This is a genomic window from Methyloterricola oryzae, assembly GCF_000934725.1.
GTDB lineage: Bacteria > Pseudomonadota > Gammaproteobacteria > Methylococcales > Methylococcaceae > Methyloterricola > Methyloterricola oryzae.
Map to the genome: position 1 here is coordinate 90,700 of NZ_JYNS01000002.1, position 14,194 is coordinate 104,893.

Genomic DNA, 14,194 nt, shown 5'->3' on the forward strand with positions numbered 1-14,194 from the left:
CTATCGTTTCAATTGTTCGTGAGGGAAATTCGATGAAAGTTTTGAAGTATGGCGCCTTGCTCGTGGCGGCTGTCCTGGTGCTTAACGGATGCAGTTCCACCGGCGATACCAAGGAGGAGGATGCCGATTCCGCCGTGCTCAACGGCGAAGGCGGCGCGGGTGCTGGCGGCCCGCAGATCGGCAAATACAATGGCGGCCGGGGCGGCGCCTACGGTGCGGGTGGTGCCGGCGGGCGCTACGGTTCCGGCGGGAATTACGCGGGTGCCGGCGAGGCGGCCCTGAATGATCCCAATAGCCCCTTGGCCAAGCGCGTGATCTATTTCATGTACGACAGCAGCGAAGTGATGCCGGAGTACGTCAGCGTCGTCAACGAGCACGCGGCATTTCTCTCCGGCAATCCCGGGTTCAATGCGGTGCTGGAAGGCCACGCGGACGAGCGCGGTTCTTCCGAGTACAACATCGCTTTGGGCGAGCAGCGGGCCAAGTCCGTCGCGCGGATGATGCAGTTGCAGGGCGCCACCGATGCCCAGATCCAGATCGTCAGTTTTGGCGAGGAGAAACCGGCGACTTCAGGGCACGACGAGTCGGCGTATCAACAGAACCGCCGTGTCGAAATCGTCTATCCGGGTCATTAAGCCATGCAACTTAGCTCTCTACCCGTTACGCTGGCGCTCCTTGGCGTCGCGCCGTTGGTTCTGGCGGCCTCGCCAGACGACGTCTACACGCAGGGGTATCAGGCAGGTGCCTATGGCCAGACCCTGGACGAGCGCGTAGCCACCCTGGAAAAGCGCGTTTCCAGCAACACGCTCATGGACATGGTGAAGCGCATCGAGCAGTTGCAGACCGAGATGGCCAAGATGCGCGGCAAGATGGAGGAGCTTTCCCACGAGGTGGATACCCTGCGCAAGCAGCAGAAGGACATGTACCTGGATCTGGATCAGCGTATCTCTCCGACGCCCACGCCTACACCACAACCCGCGGCCGATGCGTCTCCACCGGCGGACCCGGCTGCGGGCGCATCTTACTCCGCCACGCCCCGGCCTGCGGCCACTCCCGTTCCGACGCCGGCTCCAGTGGGACGACAGGATTCTTACGACAAGGCTTTTAACTTGTTGAAAGAGGGCAAATATCCGGAATCGGTGCGGGCCTTCAAGAGCTTTCTGGCGGCCTATCCCACGGGAGAGTATTCCGACAATGCCATCTACTGGCTGGGGGAAGCCTACTATGTGCTGCGCGACTTTCCCAATTCCCGCGAGTCGTTCCGGCGCTTGGTGCGCGAGGTACCTCAGAGCGCCAAGGTACCGGATGCCCAGCTGAAACTGGGATACATCGAGTATGACGCCGGCCAATGGGCAAAGGCGCGCGATTTGCTGAACGAGGTGGTCAAGCAGTATCCGGGCAGCAGTTCCGCAAAGCTCGCGGAGCGGCGCCTGGCGAAGATGAAGCAGGAGGGGCACTAGGCTGCTGCCGGCCTCGTGCAGGTTTGCTTGAACGAGCAGTTGCGCGTCACCGAAATCTTCCATTCCCTGCAGGGTGAGAGCCGCACTGTCGGTTGGCCGACAGCCTTTGTGCGCTTGACCGGTTGTCCCCAGCGCTGCGTCTATTGCGATACGGAATATGCGTTCAGCGGGGGCTCGCGCATGAGCGTGGGGGATATCCTGGCCGCCGTTCGAGGCTTCGGCGTGCGCTTCGTCACTGTCACGGGAGGCGAGCCCCTGGCGCAAAAGGGCTGCCTGGATTTGCTGTCGCGGCTGGCCGATGAGGGTTACGAAGTCTCCCTGGAAACCGGCGGCGCCATGGACGTCAGCGCGGTCGACCCTCGTGTCGTCAAAGTCATGGACCTGAAAACTCCGGCGTCCGGCGAAGAAGGCCGCAATCGCTACGAGAACCTCGCGTATTTGAGCGCCAAGGATCAGATCAAATTCGTGATCATGGACGAAGGCGATTACCGCTGGTCCACGGAGCAATTGCAGTCCCGCGCGCTGGACCAATGCGCGGAGGTCCTGTTCTCGCCCGCGGCCGGATTTCAGGAACCGGCCCAACTGGCCGAGTGGATTCTGCGCGACCGGCTGCCGGTACGTTTCCAGTTGCAGTTGCACAAGATCCTGTGGGGAGCGGAGCGCGGTCGATGACCCAAAGAGCCGTCATTCTCCTGTCGGGCGGCCTGGATTCCGCCACATGTCTGGCCATGGCGCGGCAACAAGGCTTTGCCTGTCATGCCCTGAGTTTCGATTACGGTCAGCGGCATGGGGCGGAACTCCAGGCGGCCCGCAAAGTGGCCGAACGCGGCGGGGCGGTGGAGCACAAGATCATCCATATTGGGCTCGATTCCATCGGCGGCTCGGCCCTGACCGATACCCGCATCGCGGTGCCCGATCATCCGCAGGCCGGCATACCGGTGACCTATGTGCCGGCCCGCAACACGGTGTTTCTGGCCTTCGCCCTGGGCTGGGCGGAAGTGCTGGATGCGCAGGCTATCTTCATCGGCGTCAATGCGGTTGATTATTCCGGCTATCCGGATTGCAGGCCGGCATTCATCGAAGCTTTCCAGAATCTCGCGGGGCTTGCCACCAAGGCAGGGGTGGAAGGTCACCCGATCCGCATCCACACGCCGCTCATTCACCTGAGCAAGGCGGAGATCATCCGCGCCGGGGTCGAGTTGGGGGTGGATTACGCGCTGACCGTGTCCTGCTACGCGGCGGACACTGAAGGCCGAGCCTGCGGGGTCTGCGACTCCTGCCGGTTGCGTACGGCGGGATTCCAGGCGGCGGGCGTTACCGACCCAACGCGCTACGTAGCCAGCGGGGTATGACCGTGTGCGACGAACCGCTTACCACATGAGATCGTCCGGCACCTCGAACCCGGCGTAAGGATCGTCGACCGCAGCCGGTTTTCCAGCCGGCTTGGGCTCGTTCAGCAGAATCAAATTTGAAGGCAAGCGGGTGCGAATCTTCTCGGCGGTTTCCCTGGGCACGAGTCGATAGCGCCCATCGATCTTGACGATGGCCAGCAGGCCGTCGCTGAGGCGCTTGCGAGCCGGCTCGTTGACATAGATGCGCTTGACGGTGGCGCCGTCGGTGAAATTGAAGGCGATGTCGCCGTCCGCGTCGGGAACCTGGTTGGTATCCACCAGTTGCCGCACCTGAGCGGCAAGGGCTTTTTCCTCCGCCGCCTGTTGCCGCTGCTGGTTGAGTTGGCGGTCACGCTCGGCCTTTTCCTGTTGCGCGCGCTGGGCCTCGCGGCGTGCTTCTTCCTCCGCCTGTCGGTTCTGCTGCTGGCCATGACGCTGGTTGGCCTCCTTGCGCTGTTCCTTGGCGGCCTTTTTCGCCTGCTTGTCATTGACCAGGCCGGCTTTCAGCAACTGATCGCGCAATGCGTTACTCATGTGTCTGAACCTCGTGGCTGAAAAGCTGCGGTGCTCGCATTAAACCTTACCGCCGGCATGTTACGGCAATGGGAAATATGGGACGACAGCGCTTTAGACTGTCGTTCGGGTATTCGTAATTTTGAGGGAGGGAATGACATGCGGCCACCGATACCGGCTTGCCGTGGCGCGCCCGGAGGGATTCGAACCCCCGACCAATGGCTTCGGAAGCCACTACTCTATCCAACTGAGCTACGGGCGCCTTGCACGCATTTTAGCAATTCCCTAGCCGCTTAACAAACTCTTGAGCTGGGCCAGGGAGGCCTTGCCGCGCTCCTTCTTGACCTCCGGGTCCAGGGGCGCCTTGTCCGGCCACTCCAGTTCTTCTGGCGGCAGTTCATCGAGAAACCGGCTCGGTTGGCAATCGGTCATCTCGCCGTAGCGCTTGCGGTGCGTGCAATAGCTGAAGGTCATCTGCTTTTGCGCCCGAGTGATGCCGACATACGCCAGGCGCCGTTCTTCCTCGATGCCGTTCTCCTCGATGCTGGTCTGATGGGGCAGCAGGTTTTCCTCCATGCCGACCAGGTAGACATAGGGGAACTCCAGGCCTTTGGCGGCGTGCAGAGTCATCAGATTGACGCGGTCGCCGCTGTTCTCTTCCTCCTGGCGGTCGAGGATGTCCAGCAGCATGATCTTGGCCACCACCTCGGCCAGGGACTTTTCGCGGCCTTCTTCCTCCTTGGCGATGCGCCCCAGCCAATCCAGCAATTCCCGCACATTGCCCATGCGCCGGTCAGCCTGGGCGTCGCTGCTGCTGTTCTCCCGCAGCCAGTCCTCATAACCGAGTCGGGCGATGAATTCGTCCAATACCGCGAAGGTGTCGCCCCGCTGGGCGCGGTCCGCCACATCGGCGAGCCAGTTGCCGAAATGGCGCAGGCGACTGACGGCTTGTGCGGGCAATGACTGCTCCAGTCCCAGTTCGAAGCAGGCATCGAACAGGCTGACATGGCGTTGGCTGGCGTACTGCCCCAACTTTTCCAAGGTGGTGGGGCCGATTTCCCGACGGGGTGTGTTGATCACGCGCAGGAATGCCGCATCGTCCGAGGGATTGACCAGCAGGCGCAGATAGGCCAGGACGTCCTTGACCTCCGCATAGCCGAAGAAGGAGGCGCCGCCGCTGATGAAATACGGTACGGAATGCTCGCGCAGGGTGCGCTCGAACAGCCGTGACTGGTGATTGCCCCGGTAGAGGATGGCGTAGTCGGAGAACGGCGTGTTGTGCCGGAAGCGGTGGTGCACGATGTCCGAGGCGATCTGCCGCGCTTCGCTGATCTCCTCCTTGGCCTTGATCACGCGCAGCGGCTCGCCCTGGCCCAGCGCACTCCACAAGCGCTTCTCGAACACGTGGGGGTTGTTGGCGATGAGTTGATTGGCGGCCTGGAGGATACGGCTGGTGGAGCGGTAGTTCTGCTCCAGCTTGATGACCTTCAAGCGCGGATAGTCCTTCTGCAACTGCCCCAGGTTCTCGGGCTGCGCACCGCGCCAGGAATAGATCGACTGATCGTCGTCGCCCACCACGGTGAAGCGGCCCAGGCTGCCGGTCAACAGTTTCACCATCTGATACTGGGTCAGGTTGGTGTCCTGGTATTCGTCCACCAACAGATACCGGATGTGGTTGCGCCACTTCTCCAGAACTTCGGGGTCTTTCTGGAACAGCAGCACCGGCTGCAGGATGAGATCGTCGAAGTCCACCGCATTGTAGGCCTGCAATTGGCGGGAGTACTCGGCGTAAAGCCGGGCGCTCACGCTGGCCTCGGGGTTGGCCCCGGCTTGCTCGGGGGCCTGCTCGGGAGTGATGAAAAGATTCTTCCAGCGGCTGATCTGCCAGGCGTAGCGATCGACCTTGTCCAGATCGTAAACCGCATTGCCGTGCTTGATCAGCTCCTTGAGCAGCACCTGCCGATCATGTTCGTCAAATATGGAGATGGCCGCCTTGTAGCCCAGCGCCTTGTGCTCGCGCCGCACGATGTCCAGGCCCAGGGCGTGGAACGTGGAGACGCGCAGGCCCCGCAGGGCCTTGTCGACAACGATCTGGCCTACGCGCGATTTCATCTCCCGCGCGGCCTTGTTGGTAAAGGTCACGGCGGCGATATGGCGTGCCGGTGTGCCCTGGCGGATCAGGTAGGCGATCTTCTCGGTGATGACGCGGGTCTTGCCGCTGCCGGCGCCGGCGAGTACCAGCAAGGGGTGGTCGATCAGCTTGACCGCGGCCAACTGTTGGGGATTCAGGGTGGAAACGTCGGACACGAGGAACTCAGATACGGTGCGTAAAACAGAAATCAAGCTTGCGACGCGCGGTCCAGACGGCGGTAGCCGATGGCTTCGCTCAGGTGCGGCAGCTCGATATGATCGGCGCCTGCCAGGTCGGCGATGCTGCGCGCCACCTTGAGTATGCGGTGGTAGGCGCGGTGCGAGAGTCCCAGACGGCTGACCGCCTGGTCCAGCAGCTCGTAGCCCGCATCCGTCAGCTTGCAATGGCGCTTGATCATGGGCGCGCTCAGATCGCGGTTGAGCCGGCCGGCCCGACCCAGGGCCATTGCGCGCGCCGTGGTCACCCGTGCGCGAATACGGTCGCTGGATTCGGCCGGCGCGTCTTGGGATTCCCGGAGCGCCGCGGGCGGCAGGCGCGGCACTTCGATGTGCATGTCGATGCGGTCGAGCAGGGGGCCCGAGATGCGACCACGGTAACGTTGCACCTGGTCGGCGGTGCAGCGGCAGCGGCCTGACGGATCGCCCAGATAGCCGCAGGGGCACGGGTTCATGGCGGCCACCAACTGGAAGCGGGCGGGGAAGTCGGCCCGGCTAAGGGCCCTGGATATGGTGATGCTGCCGGACTCCAGCGGCTCGCGCAGCACTTCCAGGACCCGCCGGTCGAATTCCGGCAGTTCGTCCAGAAACAGCACGCCGTTGTGGGCCAGGGAAATCTCGCCGGGTTTGGGGGTTCCACCTCCGCCCACCAGGGCTGGCGCGGAGGCGCTATGATGGGGCGCGCGAAACGGTGGGCGGCGCCATTGGCCGGGGTCGAAGGCCGTGCCGCTGACCGATGCGATGGCGGCCGTTTCCAGGGCCTGTTCTTCGTCGAGCAAAGGCAGGATCCCAGGTAGACGCATGGCCAGCATGGACTTGCCGGTACCGGGCGGGCCCAGCATCAAAAGGTTGTGGCCGCCAACCGCGGCGATTTCCAGGGCCCGCTTCGCGTGGTAGTTGCCCTGAACGTCGGCGAAATCCGGTTCGTCCCCTGGGATCTCGGCGGCGGGCAGTGTCGTGCGCGCCAGTGGCGGCAACGGCCGCTGCTGGTTCAGATGGGCGCACACTTCAAGCAGGTGCGCGGCGGGCAGAATCTCGATTTGGCTCACCAGGGCCGCCTCCGGGGCATTCTCCGCAGGCAGCAGCAGCTGCCGTCCTGCCAGGCGACATTGCAGAGAAGCAGGAATCACCCCGCCCACGGGGCGGATCTCGCCGCCCAGGGACAACTCACCCAGGCACTCCACCTGCGCCAATGGACCGGCCTTGATCTGGCTGGATGCGGCGAGAATGCCCAGGGCAATGGCGAGGTCGAAGCGGCCGCCTTCCTTGGGAAGGTCCGCGGGAGCCATATTCACGGTGATGCGCTGGGCTGGGAATTCAAAGCGGCAACTGAGCAGTGCCCCGCGCACGCGATCCTTGCTCTCCTTGACGGCGGTTTCTGGCAGTCCGACGATGCTGAGGCTGGGCAGGCCGTTGGAAATGTGGACCTCCACGGTCACGAGGGGGGCGCTGATCCCCTGCAGGCCGCGGGAGTAGACAACGGCTAACGGCATTCCATTCCGTGGCGCTTATTTTGGCGCGATGCGTGATTCCAGTTCGGCGAGCTGCGCTTCCAGGGCTTCGAGTTTGGCCCGCGTTTTGGCAAGAACCTGGGACTGCACCTCGAATTCCTCGCGGCTGACCAGGTTCAGCTTGTCCAGGGCACCCTGCAGAATGCCACGGAAGGTGCGCTCGAGATCGCCGCCGAAGGCGGAGATGCCTGGCGGTACGGCACTGGCTAGCCGGTGCGAGAGTTCGTCCAGATTCATTTTATCGAACATGGGGCAAGCTTATATCAGGCAACCGGGGGAGTCCAGCCCGCTCAACCGCACAACTATGGTGCAATGCGTCATTGCTGCTCACAGAAGGTGCAATTGCATGACGAGGACGCGTGGCGCAAATGCGACAAATCCCGAGTCATGGGAGCTGGCGCAAGGTGGCACAGGTTCTGCTTCAGGCTCAGCGTATCGATTCATCATGGCCGTGTAACCCGCATGGTAATCGTCGGGCCGTTCTTCTCGCTCCGATGTGCCGGGCAGGAGCAACGGAAACCGGGCCGGGTGGGGGCTGCCAGGCATCGGAAGGCCATTGGGGCGGCACGAGCAAATCAAATGATCGGGCGGCCGGACAGGGCGACAGCCGGCACCCGATACGAACGACATCAACGCATGAGGGTAACTAGATGAAATTTGTCAGCGCGATATTAAAGCCGTTCAAGTTGGACGACGTGCGGGAGGCCTTGTCCGAGGTTGGCGTGACCGGCATCACCGTGACCGAAGTCAAGGGGTTCGGAAGGCAGAAAGGACACACGGAGCTGTACCGCGGCGCCGAATATGTGGTGGATTTCCTGCCGAAGGTCAAGCTCGAGGTGGCGGTGACCGACGAACAACTGGAACCGGTGATCGAGGCGATCACCCGTACGGCCAATACCGGCAAGATCGGGGACGGCAAGATTTTCGTGTTTGACGTAGAGCAAGTCGTTCGAATCCGTACCGGCGAGACCGGCGCTGAAGCACTGTAGGAGCCTAGCATGAAATTTATTCTGACCCGTTTTACCGCTGTTCTCTTGATGACCTCAAGCGCCTGGGCCTTCGCCGAGGAGGCCGCGGCGCCGGTGGCCAATAAGGGCGACACCGCGTGGATGATCGTTGCCACCCTGCTGGTTATCTTGATGACGATCCCGGGCTTGGCGCTGTTCTATGGCGGCATGGTGCGCTCCAAGAACATGCTGTCGGTGCTGATGCAGGTGTTTGTTATCTTCTCCATGATGGTCGTTCTTTGGGCAGTGTATGGCTACAGCGTGGCATTCACCGAGGGCAATGCGTTCTTCGGCGGCCTGAGCAAGGCCTTCCTCAAGGGGGTCACGCCGGAATCCGTGGCAGCCACCTTCAGCAAGGGCGTGGTGATTCCGGAGTACGTCTACGTCGTATTTCAGGCCACTTTCGCAGGCATCACGCCGGCATTGATCGTCGGCGCCTTCGCGGAGCGCGTGAAGTTCAGCGCCGTCCTGTTGTTCATGCTGATCTGGTTCACCTTCGCCTACCTGCCCATCGCGCATATGGTCTGGTACTGGGCCGGTCCTGACGCCTACACCGACGCTGCGGCAGCCGAAGCGGCGGGCGCCACTGCCGGCTTCCTGTTCCAGAAGGGCGCCCTGGACTTCGCGGGCGGTACCGTCGTGCACATCAACGCCGGCGTGGCCGGCCTGATCGGCTGCATCCTGATTGGGAAGCGCATCGGTTTCGGCAAGGAGTCCATGAAGCCGCACAGCGTCACCATGACTATGATCGGCGCGTCCCTGCTGTGGGTGGGCTGGTTCGGTTTCAACGCCGGTTCCAACCTGGAAGCCAACGGCGTGGCGGCCATGGTGTTCGCCAACACCTTGTTCGCGACGGCCGCTGCGACCCTGGCCTGGGTGGCTGCCGAATGGCTCGCGCGCGACAAGCCGAGCATGCTGGGCGGTGCGTCCGGCGCGGTGGCCGGCCTGGTTGCCATCACTCCTGCTTGCGGCTTCGTAGGCCCTATGGGTGCCATCATCCTGGGCCTGGTGGCGGGTGCTGTCTGCTTCTGGTCGGTCACCAGCTTGAAGCACATGCTGGGTTATGACGACTCGCTGGACGTGTTCGGCGTGCACGGCGTCGGCGGAATTCTCGGCGCCATCGGCACTGGCGTCTTCGCGTCGCCTGACCTGGGTGGTACCGGCGTCTACGACTACGTCGCCAATGCGGTGGGCGAGTACAACATGATGGGGCAGGTCATCAGCCAGGCCTGGGGCGTGGGTACCACCATCGTGTGGACCGGCATCGTGTCACTGGTCGCCTACAAGATCGTCGACATGACCATCGGCCTGCGCGTCGCCGAAGAAATCGAGCGCGAGGGTCTGGACATCCGGGAGCACGGCGAAACCGCTTACAACCTCTAAAGTAATGCGGAGTCAATCCAGCCTGGAATTCTCCGCGCCCGCCACCGCAAAGCGCGTGATTGCGGTGACTCACAAAGTCAGTGGCGTGCCGTCACTGACTTTGGCGGGGCGCCCCTGTTCTTATTTAGCCGCGAGTAAAGCCGCGGTTCCTTAAGTTTCATAGTGCCACAGCCATCACGGGCGCCTTCGGGCGCCCTTTTTTTGTGTGGAATGGCGCGATCTACGGGGCGGCCAGCACGGAATTGCAGGCATAGGGCATGGGTTGCACCGGCACAGGCTGAGGTCGGCTGGGCGGGAGCGGCTGCTTGAGCCACCAATCCAGGCTGGAATCACAGCCATCGCCGTCCCCCAGAGGTTCCTGGGGCTCACACTCGGGGTTGCCGGGGGGGCAACTCAGCCGCAGGTGCAAGTGGTCGTCATGGCCGTACCAGGGACGCAGCACCCGCATCCAGTCGCGATCGCCGCGGCTGCGCTGGCACAGCTCCAACTTGATGTGCGGGTTAACGAAGATCCGGTCCACCTCCGGGTTGGATGCCGCCAGCTTCAGGAGTTGCACCTGCTGCTCGCTCCAAAGTCCATGATTCAGGCCGTTGCGGTGAGAGTTGAGCATGGAAGGGGCGCTCAGATTGGCGCGCAAAGGGTTGGCGCGCATCAAAAGCCGCGTATCCATGTCGAACCAGATATCCACGTCGAGGCCGCTCTGGTGGCTGCGGTGTCCCGAGGGCATGGGGCCGCCCCGCGGCTGTCCCAGATCGCCCACGTGGAGCAGCCCCAGGCTGCGCTCCTTGACTTGGTGGCCCAGGGACTGAATGGTGCGAACCAGGCTGGGATGCCCATAGTAGCGGTTGCGCTCGATGTGCATCACCGCATAACCGGCACCCTCCAAGGGCAAGGTATGTGCGCCGGCGATGCAGCCATTCGACGTCTTGCCGATGACCCGGGGGCCTCCACGGCTGGGCGCATCCACATCGGACCAGCGGTTTGCGCTGACGAGCGCCGGAGTTAGGGCGAGGAGTAGGCCGGTGAGCAGGGCGCCCGGCAATCCGGTCGAGGGTTGGGGGCGGAAAGGTGGGGGCATGTTGGCTCCTGCCCGGGAGGTTGCCTGTGATCCTTTCATGGGTGAATTATCTGTGTGTGCTTGGGTTCGTGAAAATATCAGGGATGCTCAAGTCTTTCCGGCCAGGCCGTTGCGGTACGAGAGGACCTTGGCCACCAGGGCGGCCAGGGAGCGCACCCCCATCTTCTGCATGATGTTCTCGCGGTGCTTCTCGACGGTTCGCTCGCTGATGCCCAGGCCCACGGCAATGACCTTGTTCGGTTCGCCAACGATGACCCGCTCCATCACTTCGCGCTCGCGCTGCGAGAGCTGTGCCATCAGCCTTTCGAATTGCAGGCGCTCGGTCTTGCGTGTGCGCATTTCCTGGGCCACGGCCAGCGCGTCCTGCACACGGCTCAGAATATATTGATGCGTGGCCGGCTTTTCAACGAAATCGAAAGCGCCCAGCTTCATGGCTTGCACCGCCATGGGTACGTCGCCGTGGCCTGTGAAGACGATGACGGGCATCGGCTCGCCGTGAGCGTGCAGCCATTCCAGCAAGCCCAAGCCGCCCATGCCAGGCATGCGTATGTCCAGCAGCAGGCACCCGCCTCGTGAAGTCCGGTCGGTACTGAGAAAGTCCTCGGCCGATTGGAAACCTTCAACCGGCAGACCGATGGACTCGATCAGCCATTTGAGTGATTCCCGCATGTCATGGTCGTCATCCACAACGAACACGGTAGCGTCAGGCGTTTGCATGGCTTTTCTCCCCATCGTCCACGGGAAGGTTGAAGGTGAAACAGGCTCCTTGGCCTTCACCTGCCGAGTACGCGGCAATCCGACCGCCATGGGCTTCGGCGATGGTCCTGCAGATGGAAAGCCCCAGACCGATGCCATGGGGTTTGCGGCTGATGAACGGTTCGAAAATTTTCTGCGCCAGATCGGGAGGGATGCCCATACCGGTATCGCGCACGGTCACGGTGACTTCCTTGGGGCCGCTTTTCCATGCCTTGATCCCCAGTAATCTTTGCCTGTCCGATGGCGCTTCCATGGCATCGATCGCATTCATGACCAGATTCAGCAGCAGCTGTTGTAGGTGTACCCGCTGCCCAAAGATTAGCGGAATTTCGCCGACATCGGCGCTGACCTCGATGCGCCGCTTCTCCAATTCGGACTGCACGAGGGACAGGACTTCTTGCACCAGTGCGCCCAGGTCGGTCCATTGCCGCCCGGTTTCATGCTTGCGCACCAGGCCCCGGATGCCGAGGATGATTTCGGCGGCGCGCTGCGAAAGCCTCTGCACTTCGGCCATGACCTGGCGAAGACCGGGGTTGGATTCCAGCAGATCGGCGTAGCGCAGGCTGGCCCCGCCTATGTAGTTGGTGATGGCCGCCAAGGGTTGATTCAGCTCGTGTGCCATCGTAGCCGCCAGTACGCCTGCCGTGGTCAGGCGTTGTGTGTGCAGCAGGTCTGCCTGTTGACGCAGCAGTTGCTCCTCCAATTCCTTGCGCTCGCTGATGTCCATATGGGTTCCTGCGGCACGCAAGGGATTGCCCTGGGCGTCGCGCTCAAATACCCGGCCTCGGGATTGCACCCAGCACCAGCCGCCTGATTTGGTTTGCAGCCGCAGTTCGGCCTGAAAATAATCGGTCTTGCCCTCCATGTGCGCCTTCAGGGCGGCCATGACGCGGGGCTGGTCTTCCGGATGAATGCGCGAGGCCCAGGACGCGTAGCTGGGGTTCAATTCTGCCAGGGAGTAGCCCAGCATGCTGGCCCAGCGCTCATTGAAAACGGCATCACCACTCTTGCAGTTCCAGTCCCAGGAACCGAGGTCGGCACCCATCAGGGCGAGTTCGAGCCGCTCCTCGCTGGCTCTGAGGGCTTCTTCGGCTGCGACGCGGCTGGAAATGTCACGCATGATGGCGGTGAAGTGCTTGCCGTCACTGTCCATGAATTCCCCGACGGCGATTTCCATGGGAAAGCTCGCGCCGTCGCGGCGTGTTGCGCTGACGACACGATCATGGCCGAGGTCGCGGCTGACGCTTCGGTCGCGATAGGCGGCGATGTAATGGTCATGCCGCAGGGCTTCCGGAAACGGCATGAGCTTATCGACTTTCTCGCCGATGATCTCCTCCACCTGGTACCCGAACATGCGTGCAGCGGCCGGATTGCAGGTCTCGATCAGGCTTTCCTCGTTGATGGTGACGATGCCGTCGGCGGCCGTGTCCAGGATGGCCTTGAGCTTGGCTTCGCTCTTGCGCAGCTTGTACTCGAGCATTCGTCTCTCGGCTGCTTCGACGCGGAGGTTAGCCACCGTCTGCTCGTGGCGCCTTACCTCTTCCAGCAAGCGTTCGTTCGCGTGGGAGAGTTGTGACGGGCTGGGCAGGCGCAGCACCTTGGGCAGCAGTGGCCAGAGCAGGGCCGCGGTGGCTGTGGAGATGGCGGCGGTCGCCAGTTTGACGAAGCCCTGAGCGAGGTAATCCGGATGCCAGAGGGTCCAGATGTCCATCAAATGGGTACTGCCGCAAGCGAGGATGAACACCGCGAACAGAATGAATACCCAGCGGTAGGCCAGGTCCGTTCGGCGATGCACGAAATAGCCCAGGGCAAACGGGATGGAGTAATAAGAGGCGGCGGTCAGGGCGTCAGACACCACATGCAGCCAGATCAGTGGTGCATTCCAGATCAGGCAGGTTCCATGCGGTATGTACGACTGGGACGTCGACCAGGCCAGAAGGTTTTCAAACATGTCCGGCCCTCCACATCGGGGCGAGAGGATGATCCCACCGGCGAGAGCACGGCAGATCGCCTGGCCCGAGTTGCCGTCGGAGAACAGGCAGTTCGAGTCCATGGTTGAGGCCAATCATGCCAAACACCGAGAGGCTGCGCCAGGGTTTGCCGGCGCGTTGCAGGGAATGAAGGGAGGACGGTCAAGCCGGCGCTTCTACACAGTCATCGGACTCACCGCGCTGGCGATCTCAGATGAGTAGCAGGCCTCAAGATAGATGGTGTGCCGGCGGCCGCGTCAGGCGGCGCGCCAGTCAACGCCCGGGGCGCCCCAAGGAGTGGGCGGCCCAGACGTTTAAGGTTTAGGGAGGCTCAGCGGTGGCAGTTATATGCGCGCGCCGTTGCGTCGCCGTTGAAGGCGCCTACCGACCGGAAATTGGACCACACGATGTGCGTGGCACCGAGTGTGCCGGCCTTCTGCTCTGCATGGGTTTTGGCGATGGGTTTCCAGCCGGCGTTCTTGCCATACCCGGAGGAACCGGTGACTTCGCTCAGGAATTGACAATTCTGAACCTGTGCGTCCGTGGCCTCATCAGGCTTGGCCTGCGCGGTCATGGAAAATGCGGTCATGGTCACGATAAATGTGCACAGTCTTGCGAACTTTGCGGTCATGATGCCCCCCGGCGTACTGAAAGTTTCATTATTGTGCGCAGCGACTATAAATGCACTGCGATGGATCATCGTAGCGTATCGAAATGTAAAATGGCAAGCAAAGAATCCTTGTAGACTTAAGTTGTCC

The 14,194-nt window shown here is 62.3% G+C and carries 14 protein-coding genes and 1 tRNA gene; 6 read left to right on the plus strand and 9 right to left on the minus strand.

Translation table 11 applies throughout. The features are described from left to right. The first annotated feature begins 32 nt into the window (after positions 1-32). From pal to queC, 4 genes are read left to right on the plus strand one after another with little or no spacing between them, the layout of a single operon-like run. Complete coding sequence (pal, locus tag EK23_RS04280; RefSeq protein WP_045224087.1) at positions 33-635, plus strand: peptidoglycan-associated lipoprotein Pal; 603 nt, start codon at positions 33-35, stop codon at positions 633-635. A gap of 3 nt (positions 636-638) precedes the next feature. Next, positions 639-1,460 (plus strand): tol-pal system protein YbgF, encoded by an 822-nt coding sequence (gene ybgF, locus EK23_RS04285; RefSeq protein WP_052807916.1) that lies wholly within the window; start codon positions 639-641, stop codon positions 1,458-1,460. A 27-nt stretch (positions 1,461-1,487) separates the two neighbouring features. Further along, on the plus strand, positions 1,488-2,132 hold the full coding sequence (gene queE / locus EK23_RS04290) for a 7-carboxy-7-deazaguanine synthase QueE (RefSeq protein WP_045224404.1): 645 nt from the start codon (positions 1,488-1,490) through the stop codon (positions 2,130-2,132). Next, complete coding sequence (gene queC / locus EK23_RS04295) at positions 2,129-2,812, plus strand: 7-cyano-7-deazaguanine synthase QueC (RefSeq protein WP_045224088.1); 684 nt, start codon at positions 2,129-2,131, stop codon at positions 2,810-2,812. Before queE ends, queC begins: the two co-directional genes overlap by 4 nt. Before the next feature lie 18 nt (positions 2,813-2,830). On the opposite strand, the gene EK23_RS04300 is transcribed toward queC, so the two are convergent. The 5 genes from EK23_RS04300 to EK23_RS04320 form a co-directional block, all read right to left on the minus strand. After that, positions 2,831-3,385: a DUF2058 domain-containing protein gene (locus tag EK23_RS04300; RefSeq protein WP_045224089.1), complete on the minus strand. Its 555-nt coding sequence runs from the start codon at positions 3,383-3,385 to the stop codon at positions 2,831-2,833. 164 nt (positions 3,386-3,549) lie between these two features. Continuing rightward, positions 3,550-3,626, minus strand: a tRNA-Arg gene (locus EK23_RS04305). 23 nt (positions 3,627-3,649) lie between these two features. After that, a complete protein-coding gene (gene rep, locus EK23_RS04310) occupies positions 3,650-5,671 on the minus strand; it encodes a DNA helicase Rep (RefSeq protein ID WP_045224090.1) in 2,022 nt (673 codons plus the stop codon). Between the two features lie 32 nt (positions 5,672-5,703). Then, the gene (locus tag EK23_RS04315) at positions 5,704-7,224 is read right to left on the minus strand and encodes a YifB family Mg chelatase-like AAA ATPase (RefSeq protein ID WP_045224091.1); all 1,521 of its coding nucleotides are present in this window, start codon (positions 7,222-7,224) and stop codon (positions 5,704-5,706) included. Between the two features lie 15 nt (positions 7,225-7,239). Continuing rightward, on the minus strand, positions 7,240-7,491 hold the full coding sequence (locus EK23_RS04320) for an accessory factor UbiK family protein (protein WP_045224092.1): 252 nt from the start codon (positions 7,489-7,491) through the stop codon (positions 7,240-7,242). A 401-nt stretch (positions 7,492-7,892) separates the two neighbouring features. Here EK23_RS04320 and EK23_RS04325 point away from each other — a divergent pair, with 401 nt between their 5' ends. Both EK23_RS04325 and EK23_RS04330 read left to right on the plus strand, forming a co-directional pair. Beyond that, positions 7,893-8,231 carry a P-II family nitrogen regulator gene (locus tag EK23_RS04325; protein WP_045224093.1) on the plus strand — a complete coding sequence of 113 codons (339 nt, stop codon included), beginning with the start codon at positions 7,893-7,895 and terminating at the stop codon, positions 8,229-8,231. 9 nt (positions 8,232-8,240) lie between these two features. Next, a complete protein-coding gene (locus tag EK23_RS04330) occupies positions 8,241-9,632 on the plus strand; it encodes an ammonium transporter (RefSeq protein WP_045224094.1) in 1,392 nt (463 codons plus the stop codon). 220 nt (positions 9,633-9,852) lie between these two features. On the opposite strand, the gene mepA is transcribed toward EK23_RS04330, so the two are convergent. The 4 genes from mepA to EK23_RS04355 all read right to left on the minus strand — a co-directional run bounded on the left by mepA (position 9,853) and on the right by EK23_RS04355 (position 14,067). Then, positions 9,853-10,710 (minus strand): penicillin-insensitive murein endopeptidase, encoded by an 858-nt coding sequence (mepA, locus tag EK23_RS04335; RefSeq protein WP_082053926.1) that lies wholly within the window; start codon positions 10,708-10,710, stop codon positions 9,853-9,855. 87 nt (positions 10,711-10,797) lie between these two features. Further along, positions 10,798-11,427, minus strand: coding sequence for a response regulator transcription factor (locus EK23_RS04340; RefSeq protein WP_045224095.1), 630 nt, complete (start codon positions 11,425-11,427; stop codon positions 10,798-10,800). After that, positions 11,414-13,417: a PAS domain-containing sensor histidine kinase gene (locus EK23_RS04345; protein ID WP_045224096.1), complete on the minus strand. Its 2,004-nt coding sequence runs from the start codon at positions 13,415-13,417 to the stop codon at positions 11,414-11,416. Before EK23_RS04345 ends, EK23_RS04340 begins: the two co-directional genes overlap by 14 nt. Before the next feature lie 350 nt (positions 13,418-13,767). Continuing rightward, positions 13,768-14,067, minus strand: a complete 300-nt coding sequence (locus EK23_RS04355; RefSeq protein WP_045224098.1) for a DUF4156 domain-containing protein — start codon at positions 14,065-14,067, stop codon at positions 13,768-13,770. Positions 14,068-14,194 lie beyond the last annotated feature (127 nt).

Coding starts and splice junctions, on each gene's coding strand:
- EK23_RS04320 (WP_045224092.1), bottom strand. CDS start 7,491: ATGTTCGATAAAATGAATCTGGACGAACTCTCGCACCGGCTAGCCAGT.
- EK23_RS04300 (WP_045224089.1), bottom strand. CDS start 3,385: ATGAGTAACGCATTGCGCGATCAGTTGCTGAAAGCCGGCCTGGTCAAT.
- EK23_RS04330 (WP_045224094.1), top strand. CDS start 8,241: ATGAAATTTATTCTGACCCGTTTTACCGCTGTTCTCTTGATGACCTCA.
- EK23_RS04315 (WP_045224091.1), bottom strand. CDS start 7,224: ATGCCGTTAGCCGTTGTCTACTCCCGCGGCCTGCAGGGGATCAGCGCC.
- pal (WP_045224087.1), top strand. CDS start 33: ATGAAAGTTTTGAAGTATGGCGCCTTGCTCGTGGCGGCTGTCCTGGTG.
- EK23_RS04325 (WP_045224093.1), top strand. CDS start 7,893: ATGAAATTTGTCAGCGCGATATTAAAGCCGTTCAAGTTGGACGACGTG.
- queC (WP_045224088.1), top strand. CDS start 2,129: ATGACCCAAAGAGCCGTCATTCTCCTGTCGGGCGGCCTGGATTCCGCC.
- EK23_RS04340 (WP_045224095.1), bottom strand. CDS start 11,427: ATGCAAACGCCTGACGCTACCGTGTTCGTTGTGGATGACGACCATGAC.
- mepA (WP_082053926.1), bottom strand. CDS start 10,710: ATGCCCCCACCTTTCCGCCCCCAACCCTCGACCGGATTGCCGGGCGCC.
- ybgF (WP_052807916.1), top strand. CDS start 639: ATGCAACTTAGCTCTCTACCCGTTACGCTGGCGCTCCTTGGCGTCGCG.
- EK23_RS04355 (WP_045224098.1), bottom strand. CDS start 14,067: ATGACCGCAAAGTTCGCAAGACTGTGCACATTTATCGTGACCATGACC.
- EK23_RS04345 (WP_045224096.1), bottom strand. CDS start 13,417: ATGTTTGAAAACCTTCTGGCCTGGTCGACGTCCCAGTCGTACATACCG.